Origin of the sequence: Pseudomonas sp. WS 5059 (assembly GCF_012985525.1) — a bacterium.
Taxonomy (GTDB): Bacteria; Pseudomonadota; Gammaproteobacteria; order Pseudomonadales; family Pseudomonadaceae; genus Aquipseudomonas.
The window spans coordinates 210,006-222,788 of record NZ_JAAQWO010000010.1 but is presented as its reverse complement, the minus strand read 5'-3'; the positions used below and the strand labels follow the sequence as shown (position 1 = coordinate 222,788).

Genomic DNA, 12,783 nt, shown 5'->3' with positions numbered 1-12,783 from the left:
ATGACGTTGATAGGTTGGGTGTGTAAGCGCTGTGAGGCGTTGAGCTAACCAATACTAATTGCCCGTGAGGCTTGACCATATAACACCCAAGCAATTTGTTTCTCGAAAGAGCATCAGATTGCGGTGTATGAAGACGAAATGAACCGAAAGTTCGAATCTCACAAAACACCGAAAGCTGTCACATACCCAATTTGCTGAAGCGAGGCACTTGCCACGACTCAGTACCCGAATTTCTTGACGACCATAGAGCATTGGAACCACCTGATCCCATCCCGAACTCAGCAGTGAAACGATGCATCGCCGATGGTAGTGTGGGGTTTCCCCATGTGAGAGTAGGTCATCGTCAAGATTAAATTCCGAAACCCCAATTGCGAAAGCAGTTGGGGTTTTGTTTTGGGCGGTCGAAAAGGCGCTGAGGCGATTTGGCACGTCGTCCAACTCTGTCCATAACGCCCTTCAATGCTAAAGTCCCACCCTCGATTTTGCTTTTCCCAAGGAAGCCGTTATGCCGGATGCAACGTCCCTCAGCGCTGGATTCATGGTCGTCCACGGCAATCGCCTGGATGAACTGCGCAGCCTGGTTGTCAGTTGGATGCGTCGTTATCCGCTGGCTCCCCTGGAAAACGAAATCGCCCTGGTACAAAGCAACGGCATCGCGCAATGGCTCAAGCTGGCTCTTGCCGAAGACCCGGAAGAAGACGACATGGGTGGTTGCGGCATCGCCGCTGCAATCGACGTGCAACTGCCCGGCAGCTTTATGTGGCAGCTCTATCGCATGGTTTTGGGCCGTGACGAAATCCCGGTCAAATCCCTGCTGGATAAAGCCCCACTGACCTGGCGCCTTATGCGCCTGTTGCCCGAGCTGATCGACCAGCCGCACTTCGAGCCCCTGCAACGTTTCCTCACCCACGACACCGACCTGCGTAAACGCTACCAACTGGCGGAACGCCTGGCCGACCTGTTCGACCAATACCAGGTCTACCGTGCGGACTGGCTGGAAGACTGGGCCGCTGGTCGCCACCAACTGCGCAATGGCCGAGGCGAAGCCAAGCCCCTGAGCCCGGCCAACTGCTGGCAGGCCGAGTTATGGCGGGCGTTGCTGCTGGACGTTGGCGAGCAAGGCATGGCGCAGAGCCGTGCCGGGGTCCACCAGCGTTTTATCGAACGCATCAACAACCTGGATGCCGCCCCGCAAGGCCTGCCGTCGCGAGTCATCGTGTTTGGCATTTCCTCCTTGCCAGCCCAGGCCCTTGAAGCATTGGCCGGCCTGGCCCGTTTCAGCCAGGTGCTGCTCTGCGTACACAACCCTTGCCGTCACCATTGGTCCGACATCGTTGCCGACAAAGACCTACTGCGAAACGAATACAAACGCCAGGCGCGCAAGACCGGGATGCCCGTCACCATCGACCCGCAAACCTTGCACCAGCATGCCCACCCCTTGCTGGCCGCCTGGGGCAAGCAAGGTCGCGACTACATCAACCTGCTGGACAGCTACGACGACCCCAACAGCTACCGTTCGGCCTTCCGTGACGGGCGCATCGACCTGTTCAGCGACAGCGAACCGACCACCCTCCTCAACCAGTTACAGGACGATATCCTCGAACTGCGCCCGCTCCCCGAAACCCGTGAGCGCTGGCCTGCCGTTGATCTGCTGCATGACACTTCGATCCGCTTCCACATCGCCCACAGCGCCCAGCGCGAAGTGGAAATCCTCCACGACCAACTGCTCCAGCGCTTCAGCGCGGACCCGACGTTGCGCCCCCGCGACGTTATCGTCATGGTCCCGGACGTTGACAGCTATGCACCGCATATTCGCGCGGTGTTCGGCCAGTTGGACAAGAAAGACCCACGCTTCATCCCCTTCACCCTGACGGACCAGGGCCAACGGGGCCGCGACCCGCTGTTGATCGCCGTCGAGCACCTGCTGAAACTCCCGGACAGCCGTTTCCCGGTCAGCGAAATCCTTGATTTGCTGGACGTCCCCGCCCTGCGCGAACGTTTCGCGATCCATGAGCGCGACCTGCCCACCCTGCACCGGTGGATCGAAGGCGCGGGCATCCGCTGGGGGCTCGATGCCGAACAACGCGCCGGCCTGGGCTTGCCCTGTGCGCTGGAGCAGAACAGCTGGCGTTTCGGCCTGCGCCGCATGCTGCTGGGCTACGCCGTCGGCAGTGGGGCTGCCTGCGATGGCATTGAGCCCTATGACGAAATCGGCGGCCTCGACGCGGCGCTGATCGGTCCACTGGTCGCCTTGCTTGACGCATTGCACGCTGCACATCAAGCGCTGTCGCAACCCGCGACCCCGCACGCTTGGGGTGCACGCCTGCAAGACCTGATGCAACGCTTCTTCCTGGCCAGCAATGAACACGACGACTATCTACTGGGCCAACTCGAGCAACTGCGGGAAGACTGGCTGGAAACCTGCGAGTCCGTCGGCCTGTGCGATGAATTACCGCTGACCGTCGTCCGTGAAGCATGGCTTGCCGGCCTCGACCAGGGTCGCCTGTCCCAGCGCTTTCTCGCCGGCGCCGTGAATTTCTGCACCCTGATGCCGATGCGTGCCATCCCCTTCAAGCTGGTGTGCCTGCTGGGCATGAACGACGGCGACTATCCGCGTGCGCAACCGCCGCTGGATTTCGACCTGATGGGCAGCGACTACCGCCCCGGCGACCGCTCCCGGCGTGAAGACGACCGATACCTGCTGCTCGAAGCCCTGCTTTCCGCACGCGACCAGCTCTACATCAGTTGGGTCGGCCGCAGCATCCGCGATAACAGCGAGCGCCCGGCGTCCGTGCTGATCGGTCAACTGCGCGATCACCTCGCCAGCGGCTGGCAGCACGCCCAGGAGCAACCACTGCTGGAGGCGATGACCCAAGAGCATCCGTTGCAACCCTTCAGTGCGCGTTACTTCCACGAGGGTGACCCTCTGTTCAGCTACGCCCGGGAATGGCAGTTGCTGCACGAAGCCCAGGACGAAGTCCGCGAAACAGCGCGCCTGGCAGCCTACATCCAGGAAGAGCCCTTGAGCCTGGGCCAGTTGCAGGACTTCTTGCGCAACCCTGTCAGGCATTTCTTTAGCCAGCGCCTGAAAGTGTTTTTCGAAGCTGCCGAAGTGCCCCTGGCCGATGAAGAACCCTTCGTCCTCGACGCCCTGCAGCGCTACACCTTGAGCGACAGCCTGCTCGCCGCCGCGCTGACCGACCCGGATCATCTGGAGCAAGCCCTGGAGGCACAGGCACAACGTCTTCAAGGCAGTGGCCTGTTGCCCATGGTCGGCTTCGGCGAGTGCCTGCGCAACGAACTGATCGAACCTTTGCCTGACTTGCTGCAACGCTACCAGCAACTCCTGGCTCTCTGGCCCACGCCACACAATACCGCAGAGCCCGTCAGCTTCGCGCACCATGGGATTGCGCTCGACGGCTGGATCAGCGGCTTGCACCGGCGCAGTGATGGCGGCTTGCTCAGCGTGACCACCATCCCCAACAGCATCGGCTCGATCAAGACCCGCAAGTGGCATCGCCTGATCCGCCCATGGGTCAATCACCTGGTGGCCTGTGCCTGCGGCTTGCCGTTGAGCACAGGGTTGGTGGCGAGTGATGACACACTCTTGCTGGCACCCCTGGAGCAAAACCTTGCCCAGGATGTGCTCGGTAATCTGCTATTGGCCTGGCAGGCCGGCATGAGTGAGCCGCTGCCGGTCGCGGTCAAGACGGCGTTTGCCTGGCTCGGCCAGACTGATCCGGATAAAGCCCAGGCCGCCGCCCTTAAAGCCTACGAAGGCGATGGCATCACCAGCGACGGCGAGCGCCGTGAAAGCCCGGCCCTCACCCGGCAGTTCCCCGACTACGCGGCCCTGGTCGCCAGCGAAGATTTCGAAGGCTGGGCTGAAACCCTGTATCGCCCCTTGATAACCGCACCCTGGCGATCACTGACCAGCGAGGAGGCCCGTCCATGAGTGCCATCAAACCCCTGGCCCTGGCCTTCCCCCTGCGTGGCAGCCAACTGATCGAAGCCAGCGCCGGCACCGGCAAGACCTTCACCATCTCCGCGCTGTATCTGCGCCTGGTACTGGGCCACGGCGGCGACGAGGCGGGTTTTGGTCGCGAATTGCTGCCGCCGCAGATCCTCGTAGTGACCTTCACCGATGCTGCCACCAAAGAGCTGCGCGAACGCATCCGCACCCGCCTGGCCCAAGCGGCGCGCTTTTTTCGTGACGAAATCGAGCAGCCCGACGCCTTGATCGCCGAGCTGCGCGCTCAGTACAGCGCCGAGCAATGGCCTGGCTGCGCCAACCGCCTGGATATCGCCGCGCAATGGATGGACGAGGCCGCCGTCTCGACCATTCACAGTTGGTGCCAGCGCATGCTGCGCGAACACGCGTTCGACAGTGGCAGCCTGTTTACCCAGACCCTGGAAACCGACCACAGCGATTTGCTCGGCGAAGTGTTGCGCGACTACTGGCGCCTGTTCTGCTACCCGATGCACGGCGATGCGCTGAACTGGGTCCGCAGCAACTGGGGCGGCCCTGCGGCGCTGATGCCCCGAGTACGTGCGCTGTTTGGCAGCGAGCGCCCCGCTGACGATCCGCGCGAGCCCGCCGAACTGATCGAGACCTGCCTGCACGAACGCCGCGAAGCCCTGGTGGCGCTCAAGGCCCCTTGGCAGGAATGGGCCGCCGAGTTGCGCGAAATCTGCCTGCAAGCCGTCGCCGCCAAGGCGGTGGACGGGCGCAAGATGCAGGCTCGTTATTTCGAGCCCTGGTTCGAGAAAATCAGCGCCTGGGCTGCCGACGAAACCCTGGAGCAACTGGATATCGGCACCGGTTTCACGCGCCTGACCCCCGATGGCATGGCTGAAGCCTGGAAGGGCGATGCACCCCATCACCCCGGCCTGGATGCCATGGCGGGCCTCAAAGCCAGCCTCGACGCCTTGCCCACGCCCGACGCGGCGGTGCTGCAACACGCGGCCGCCTGGGTCGGTAAACGTTTTGAGGAAGAGAAGCGCCGGCGCGCCGAGATGGGTTTTGACGACATGCTCATCCGCCTGGACGCCGCCCTGCAAGCCGAGGGGGGCGAGCGCCTGGCCAGTGTGATCCGCGAGCAATTCCCGGTGGCCCTGATCGACGAATTCCAGGACACCGACCCGGTGCAGTACCGGATCTTCGAAAGCATCTACCGCATCGAAGACAACAACCCGCACAGCGGCCTGTTCCTGATCGGCGACCCCAAGCAGGCGATCTACGCGTTTCGCGGCGCCGATATCTACACCTACTTGCGCGCCCGCCAGGCCACCGCCGGGCGCTTGCATACCCTGGGCACCAACTTTCGCTCCAGCCATGCCATGGTCGAGGCGGTCAACCATGTGTTCGAGCGTGCGGAAACCGGGCGTGGGGCGTTTCTGTTTCGTACGCCCGACGGCGACAACCCGGTGCCTTTCCTACCGGTCTCGTCCCAGGGCCGCAAAGAGCAGTTGCAGGTCGATGGACATACACTGCCGGCCTTGAATATCTGGCACCTGGCCACTGACCAGCCGATCTCCAATGTGCTGTATCGCCAGCAATTGGCCGGCGCGTGCGCCAGCCAGATTGTCGCGTTGCTCAATGGTGGCCAGCAGGGCACGGCGGGGTTTATCAAGGGGACGGACTTTACCCCCGTGCAACCGTCGAACATCGCCATCCTTGTGCGTGACGGCAAGGAAGCCCAGGCCGTACGCGGCGAACTGGCCGCGCGCGGTGTGCGCAGTGTGTACCTGTCCGATAAGGATTCGGTGTTCGCATCCCAGGAAGCCCACGACCTGCTCGCCTGGCTCAAGGCCTGTGCCGAACCGGATGTCGAGCGCCCGCTACGCGCGGCCCTGGCCTGCGTCACCCTCAACTTGTCGCTGCCCCAGCTGGAGCAACTGAACCAGGACGAACTGGCCTGGGAGCAGCGCGTCATGCAGTTTCGCGACTACCGTGTGATCTGGCGCACCCAGGGCGTGTTGCCGATGCTGCGGCGCCTGCTGCATGACTTCAAGTTGCCGCAAACCCTGATCGCCCGCAGCGATGGCGAACGGGTGCTGACCAACCTGCTGCACCTGTGCGAATTGCTGCAACAGGCCGCCGCAGAACTGGACGGCGAACAAGCGCTGATCCGCCATCTTGCAGAGCACCTGGCGCTCTCGGGCCAGGCCGGCGAAGAACAGATCCTGCGCCTGGAAAGCGATGAGCAACTGGTCAAGGTAGTGACCATCCACAAGTCCAAGGGCCTGGAATACGACTTGGTTTTCCTGCCGTTTATCTGCTCGGCCAAGCCGGTCGACGGCAGCCGCCTGCCGCTGCATTACCACGATGCCAACGGTAAATCCCAGGTCAGCCTCAAACCCACCGCCGAACTGATCGCCCAGGCCGATGACGAGCGCCTGGCCGAAGACCTGCGTCTGTTCTACGTGGCGCTGACCCGGGCCAAACATGCCTGTTGGCTCGGCGTGGCCGACCTCAAGCGCGGCAATAACAACAGTTCGGTGCTGCACCTCTCGGCCCTGGGCTATCTGCTGGGCGGCGGCGCGCCCCTGGGTGAGTCCGCAGCCCTGGCCCGCTGGCTGATGGATGTGCAGGACGGCTGCGCGGCAATTGCCTACGGGCAAATGCCCCAAGCCGACAGCAACACTTACCAGCCACCGCGCAATGACGCGACCTTGCTCGCGCCGCTCCTGCCTAAGCGCAAGGCGGCGGAAAACTGGTGGATTGCTTCCTACAGCGCCCTGCGCATCGGCGAAAGCATGAGCGCCGCCAGCCTGGAAGCCCCGGAAAGCCCACAAGCCCAAAAGCTGTTCGACGACGAACGCCTGGACCCGGATGCACCGCGCGAAGTCGCCGCGTCTGGTGGGGATATTCACCGTTTCCCACGGGGCCCCAACCCCGGGACCTTTCTCCACGGCCTGTTGGAGTGGGCCGGCAACGAAGGCTTCGACGTAACGGGCGAAGCCATCGAAGATGCCGTCGCCCGGCGCTGCAACCGACGCGGCTGGGAAGGCTGGATCGGCACCCTCAGCGGCTGGCTCGGGCACCTGTTGCAAGTGCCGCTGGGCCTGGGCCATGGGCAGGCAGCGATGAGCCTGAGCGACCTGCAGCACTACCAGATCGAAATGGAGTTCTGGTTCGCCAGCCACAAAGTCGATGTGCTTGCCCTCGACCAACTGGTCTGCCAGTACACCCATGACGGCGTGTCGCGGGTCGCCGCCGAGCCGGTATTGCTCAACGGCATGTTCAAGGGCTTTATCGACCTGACCTTCGAGCACGACGGCCGCTACTACGTGGCGGACTACAAATCCAACTGGCTCGGTGCCGACGACGCGGCCTATACCCGCGAGGCCATGGAACAGTCGATTCTCGACCATCGTTATGACCTGCAATACGTCCTCTACCTGCTGGCCCTGCATCGCCAGCTCAAGGCGCGGCTGCCCGATTACGAGTATGACCGGCATGTGGGCGGCGCACTCTACCTGTTCCTGCGCGGTAGCCAAGCCGTGAGCCAGGGCGCGTACTTCACCCGGCCGCCACGGGAGCTGATCGAACGCCTGGACTTGCTGTTCCAGGGCAAGCCGCAACCGCCCAAGGTCGAACCGGCCTGGGAACAAGGAGTCCTGCTATGAGCCTCTCGACAATGCCGCTGGAGGCACTGGCACCGCTGGATCGCGCTGACGACCTGATGCACCTGCTGGAGCGCTGGGTCGAGCGCGGCTGGCTGCGGGCGCTGGACAAGGCGTTCGTCGGCTTCCTCCATGAGCTCGACCCACAGGCCGACCCCCTGGTGCTGCTGGCCGCCGCCCTGACCAGTCACCAGCTGGGCCACGGTCATGTGTGCCTGGATTTGTTCGAGACCCTGAATGCCCCGGATTTCGCCCTGTCGTTGCCCCCTGAAGGTGATCTTTCCAGTGGCGTGATGCTGCCCTCGCAACTGCTCGATGGCCTGGACGGTGACCATTGGTGCCAGGCCCTGGCCGCAAGCCCGCTGGTGGCGCTGGCCGTGGATGGCAGTGTGGCGGCGCAGAGCCGGCCTTTGGTGTTGTCGGGCAAGCGCCTGTACCTGCGGCGTTACTGGACCTATGAGCGGCGCATCGACAGCGCCCTGCGCCAGCGTCTTGCCGCGCAGGAAGCGGTCTCGGCGGACCTGCCCCAGCGCTTGAATGGCCTGTTCCAGCAGCCGCCACCGGATGGCGTGGTCGACTGGCAGAAACTCGCCTGTGCCCTGGCCACGCGTGGCGCGTTCAGCATCGTCACCGGCGGCCCCGGCACCGGCAAGACCACCACCGTGGTGCGTTTGTTGGCCTTGCTGCAAGCGCCCGCGGTGGAGCAGGGCACGGCCCTGCGCATCCGCCTGGCGGCACCTACCGGCAAGGCGGCGGCGCGCTTGACCGAGTCCATCAGCCAGCAAGTACGCTCGCTGCAAGTGCCAGAGGCCGTGCGCGAAAAAATCCCCACCGAGGTCACCACCGTGCACCGCTTGTTGGGCAGCCGCCCCGGCACTCGGCATTTTCGCCATCACGCGGGCAACTTGTTGCCGCTGGATGTGCTGGTGGTCGATGAAGCCTCGATGATCGACCTGGAAATGATGGCCAACCTGCTAGATGCCTTGCCACCCCATGCGCGCCTGGTACTGCTGGGGGACAAGGACCAATTGGCCTCGGTGGAGGCCGGCGCGGTACTCGGCGATTTGTGCCGCGATGCCGAAGCGGGCTGGTACAGCCCCGGCACTCGCCAATGGCTGGAAAGTGTCAGCGGCGAGAGCCTGGCGGGCAGCGGCTTGCAGGAAGACCTCGATGCCAGCCATCCGCTGGCGCAACAAGTGGTGATGCTGCGCTATTCCCGGCGTTTCGGCGAAGGCAGTGGCATCGGCCAACTGGCGCGTTGGGTCAACCAGCAAAACCCCGAACAGGCCCGGCTACTGCTGGATGCCGGCAGCCACGACCTGTCTTGCCTGCGCCTCAAGGGCGAGCATGATCGCGCCCTGGAGCGCCTGGTGCTGGATGGGCAGGGCGGTGATGCCCAGGGCTATCGCTACTACCTGAACCTGCTGCGCACCACGCGCCCGGCAGCCCAGACACCCCGCGACGACCCGCGCTGGATCGACTGGGCACGCCAGTTGTTGCAAGCCTTCGATGCCTTCCAATTGCTCTGCGCGGTGCGCAAGGGCCCCTGGGGCGTCGAAGGCCTCAACCAACGCATCACCGCCGCGCTGCTCAAGGCCCGGCTGATCGACAGCGACCAGCAATGGTACGAAGGCCGCCCGGTCCTGATGACCCGCAACGACTACGGCCTGGGCTTGATGAACGGTGACATCGGTATCGCCTTGAAGCTGCCCGAAAGCGACGGCGGGCCGCAGGTGCTGCGTGTGGCCTTCCCGCGCAACGACGGCCAGGGCGGGGTGCGCTTTGTACTGCCCAGCCGCCTCAATGATGTGGAAACCGTCTATGCCATGACCGTGCACAAGTCCCAGGGCTCGGAGTTCGCCCACACTGCCTTGATCCTGCCGGATGCGCTGAACCCGGTACTGACCAAGGAGCTGATTTACACCGGCATCACCCGTGCCAAGGACCGCTTCAGCTTGATTGAGACCCGTGGCGCAGTATTCGAGGAAGCGGTGCGGCGCAAAGTGAAACGGTTGAGCGGGCTGATGTTGGAGTTGGGTGTGTGATGCGTAGGAAAAACCTGACTGATATGTCGGTTTTTTCGTAATAAATGGCGGGATCTACCTAGGCCCCGTCTCGATGGGGTTTCCGCCAATATGCTATCGTTGCGGCATCATCCCGAGAAGATCATAGAGAATCGCTGCATGAACGTGGCTGTCTCGCCCGCAGAGCGTAGTTGGAGCTGGAGACGATTGCTGCTATCGGCCGTTCTGTGCCTCGTCACGCCTCTGGCTTTTGCCCAGGCGTCCACTGTCAGTGCGGCCGACCAGCGGGCCCAGGCCGTCACGCAGGTGGTACTGGGGATTCTCAGCTACGCCCGCTGGCCGGTGGAACCCACCCAACTGCGCTTGTGCATCGTGGGCCCGACCCAATACACCGATGACCTGGTCAAGGGCACAACCCAGGCCACAGGCCGGCCGGTGGTGGTCCAGCGCCTGCTGGCGGACAACCCCAATATCGTCAACGCCTGCGACGCGCTGTATATCGGCAAGCTCTCCACTGAAGAACGCAGCCACTTGTTCACCGCCTTGATCGGCCGCCCGGTGCTGAGCATCAGCGAAGGTGGCGACCAATGCACCGTGGGCAGTCTGTTCTGCCTGCGGGTGGGCGATGAGCAGGTGTCGTTCGAGGTCAACCTCGACTCCGTGGCCCGCAGCGGCGTGCGCATTCATCCCAGCGTGTTGCAATTGTCCCGCCGGCGAGCGCCGGAGCCATGAGGCTGCGTAACGCCACAAGCCGCCCCACTTTACGTTCGGTCTTAGGTCGCGGGCACCTGAGTGTGGCGCTGTTGGCGGTCGCCATGGCCAGCGTGTCCCTGACCCTGCTGGGCGTGCTGGCCCTGCGGGTATATGCCGACCACAACCTGCACCTGATCGCCCGCTCGATCAATTACACCGTGGAAGCCGCGGTGGTGTTCAACGACCGCGTGGCGGCCACCGAAGCCCTGGCGTTGATTGCCTCCACGGAAGAGGTGGCTGAAGCCCGGGTGCTGGACCTTAATGGCAAAACCCTGGCCCATTGGGTGCGCCCGGAGACCGGGATGTTGTCCAGGGTCGAGCTGGAGCTGGCCCATACGTTGCTGGAAGAGGCCATCAGCCAGCCGATCCTGCACCAAGGCAAGCAGATTGGCACCGTTGAGTTGAGCGGTCACGGCGGTAGCCTGTTGCGCTTTTTGCTCAGCGGCCTGGCGGGGATCATTATCTGCACCGCCTTGAGTGGCTGGGTCGCGATTTACCTGGCGCGGCGCATGCTGCGTGGCATCACCGGCCCATTGCACAGCCTGGCCGACGTCGCCCACGCCGCGCGCAGCGAGCGGGCCTTCGACCGCCGCGTGCCGCCGGCACAGATCGCCGAACTCGACAGCCTGGGCAATGACTTCAATGCCCTGCTCGACGAGCTCGAAGCCTGGCAAACCCACCTGCAAAGCGAAAACGAAACCCTCGCCCACCAGGCCAGCCATGACAGCCTGACCGGGCTGCCCAACCGCGCCTTCTTCGAGGGCCGCCTGATCCGGGCCTTGCGCAGTGCGGCCAAGCTCAACGAACGGGTGGCGGTGCTGTTTCTCGACAGCGACCGCTTCAAAGACATCAACGACAACTTCGGGCATGCCGCCGGTGACGCGGTACTGGTGGCCGTCGCCGCGCGCGTACGGGCGCAACTGCGCGAGAGCGACCTGGTGGCGCGCCTGGGCGGCGATGAGTTCGCCATCCTGCTCTCGCCCCTGCACAAGCTTGAAGATGCCCAGCGCATCGCCGACAAAATCATCGCCAGCATGGACCAGCCCATCCCGCTGCCGGGCAACACTGAAGTGTTGACCTCACTCAGTATCGGTATCGCGGTTTATCCCGATCATGGCGCCACTCCCGGCGCCCTGCTCAATGCCGCCGATGCGGCGATGTACCAGGCCAAACGCCTTTCCCAGGGCGGCCAGCACACGGCGGAGTCGGAGCACCCCGCTGCCAACGTTCAACACAGGAGTTGATCCCTTGTTTGCTAACACACGTGTTCTCTTTATCACCTTGTTTATCGCGCTGCTGGCGCTGAGCGGCTGCCAGACCGCTCCGCCCAAGGGCCTGACACCGGCGCAAGTGGCGGTGCTCAAGCAACAAGGCTTCGAACTGACCGACGAAGGCTGGGCGTTTGGCCTGTCGGGAAAAGTGCTGTTTGGCAGCGACGTCGAAAAGCTCAACAAACCCAGCACCGAGATCGTCGAACGCATCGGCAAGGCCCTCACCGGCGTGGGCATCGAACGCGTACGCGTAGACGGCCACACCGACGCTTCGGGCAAGGAAGCCTACAACCAGCAACTGTCCCTGCGCCGGGCGAAAAGCGTGGGCAAGGTCTTGGTGGACGTGGGTATGAAGGAGGAAAACGTGCAACTGCGTGGCCTGGGCAGCAGCGAGCCGGTGGCCTCCAACAGCACTGCCGCGGGCCGTACCGAGAACCGCCGGGTATCGATTGTAGTGATCGCCGACTGAGCCGACAGCTCGGCCTAACTGTGCAACCAAACTGTGGGAGCGGGCTTGCTCGCGAAGGCGGTGGTTCAGCCGGGTATGTATTGACTGACCCAGCGCTATCGCTGGCAAGCCAGCTCCTACAGTTTTTGTGTCGCCCCAAAACTGCGCCCGACGCTACTCACCTGTGGGAGCGGGCTTGCTCGCGAAGGCGGCGGTTCAGCCGGGTATGTATTGATTGACCCACCGCTATCGCTGGCAAGCCAGCTCCTACAGTTTTTTGTGTCGCCCCAAAATTCTGCGCCCGCCGCTACTCACCTGTGGGAGCGGGCTTGCTCGCGAAGGCGGTGGTTCAGCCGGGTATGTATTGACTGACCCAGCGCTATCGCTGGCAAGCCAGCTCCTACAGTTTTTGTGTCGCCCCAAAATTCTGCGCCCGACGCCATTCAACTGTGGGAGCGGGCTTGCTCGCGAAGGCGGTGGTTCAGCCGGGTATGTATTGACTGACCCAGCGCTATCGCTGGCAAGCCAGCTCCTACAGTTTTGTGTCGCCCCAAAACTGCGCCCGACGCTACTCACCTGTGGGAGCGGGCTTGCCCGCGAAGGCGGTGGTTCAGCCGGGTATGTATTGACTGACCCAGCGCTATCGCTGGCAAGCCAG

The 12,783-nt window shown here is 63.5% G+C and carries 6 protein-coding genes and 2 rRNA genes; all 8 read left to right on the top strand.

The annotated features are described in order from the left end of the window. A 23S ribosomal RNA gene (locus tag HBO12_RS26185) occupies positions 1-79 on the top strand; the annotation flags it as partial. A gap of 154 nt (positions 80-233) precedes the next feature. Continuing rightward, positions 234-349 (top strand): 5S ribosomal RNA (gene rrf / locus HBO12_RS26180). Between the two features lie 156 nt (positions 350-505). Continuing rightward, positions 506-3,955 (top strand): exodeoxyribonuclease V subunit gamma, encoded by a 3,450-nt coding sequence (recC, locus tag HBO12_RS26175; protein ID WP_170043676.1) that lies wholly within the window; start codon positions 506-508, stop codon positions 3,953-3,955. Continuing rightward, complete coding sequence (recB, locus tag HBO12_RS26170) at positions 3,952-7,632, top strand: exodeoxyribonuclease V subunit beta (RefSeq protein WP_170043675.1); 3,681 nt, start codon at positions 3,952-3,954, stop codon at positions 7,630-7,632. The genes recC and recB overlap by 4 nt, the downstream gene beginning before the upstream one ends. After that, positions 7,629-9,674: an exodeoxyribonuclease V subunit alpha gene (gene recD / locus HBO12_RS26165; protein WP_170043674.1), complete on the top strand. Its 2,046-nt coding sequence runs from the start codon at positions 7,629-7,631 to the stop codon at positions 9,672-9,674. Before recB ends, recD begins: the two co-directional genes overlap by 4 nt. A 138-nt stretch (positions 9,675-9,812) precedes the next feature. Next, on the top strand, positions 9,813-10,385 hold the full coding sequence (gene yfiR / locus HBO12_RS26160; protein WP_169955144.1) for a regulatory sequestration protein YfiR: 573 nt from the start codon (positions 9,813-9,815) through the stop codon (positions 10,383-10,385). Next, positions 10,382-11,650, top strand: coding sequence for a diguanylate cyclase DgcN/YfiN (gene dgcN / locus HBO12_RS26155; RefSeq protein ID WP_169955143.1), 1,269 nt, complete (start codon positions 10,382-10,384; stop codon positions 11,648-11,650). The genes yfiR and dgcN overlap by 4 nt, the downstream gene beginning before the upstream one ends. Before the next feature lie 4 nt (positions 11,651-11,654). Beyond that, positions 11,655-12,146: an outer membrane lipoprotein YfiB gene (gene yfiB / locus HBO12_RS26150; RefSeq protein WP_169955142.1), complete on the top strand. Its 492-nt coding sequence runs from the start codon at positions 11,655-11,657 to the stop codon at positions 12,144-12,146. Positions 12,147-12,783 lie beyond the last annotated feature (637 nt).

Bases quoted from the DNA above. Each gene is read 5' to 3' on its own strand.
- recD (WP_170043674.1), top strand. From the start codon at position 7,629: ATGAGCCTCTCGACAATGCCGCTGGAGGCACTGGCACCGCTGGATCGC.
- recB (WP_170043675.1), top strand. From the start codon at position 3,952: ATGAGTGCCATCAAACCCCTGGCCCTGGCCTTCCCCCTGCGTGGCAGC.
- recC (WP_170043676.1), top strand. From the start codon at position 506: ATGCCGGATGCAACGTCCCTCAGCGCTGGATTCATGGTCGTCCACGGC.
- yfiR (WP_169955144.1), top strand. From the start codon at position 9,813: ATGAACGTGGCTGTCTCGCCCGCAGAGCGTAGTTGGAGCTGGAGACGA.
- dgcN (WP_169955143.1), top strand. From the start codon at position 10,382: ATGAGGCTGCGTAACGCCACAAGCCGCCCCACTTTACGTTCGGTCTTA.